Genomic DNA, 232 nt, shown 5'->3' on the forward strand with positions numbered 1-232 from the left:
CACGGTGGCGTTGGCGGTCTTCACGCCACCACAGATGACGTTGGCGTCGTTGACCTTGATGCCGTTGCCGGAACCGGTGACCTTCACGGTGCCGGTCTGCACGGTCTTCTGGTCACCGGCGATCTTGTCGGGCGAGATCTGGCCCGGGACGACGTGGTACGTGAGGATCTTGGTCAGCAGCGCGTCGTCGGTCTTGAGCTTCTCGATCGTCGCGGCATCGATCTTCGCGAAC

1 protein-coding gene is annotated in these 232 nt (G+C 62.9%); it reads right to left on the bottom strand.

The genetic code is table 11. The annotated features are described in order from the left end of the window. On the bottom strand, positions 1-232 hold a 232-nt coding region (locus IG04_RS0142060; RefSeq protein ID WP_030482316.1), incomplete at both ends, for a fasciclin domain-containing protein.

It is taken from the genome of Lentzea albidocapillata (assembly GCF_000719115.1).
GTDB lineage: Bacteria > Actinomycetota > Actinomycetes > Mycobacteriales > Pseudonocardiaceae > Lentzea > Lentzea albidocapillata.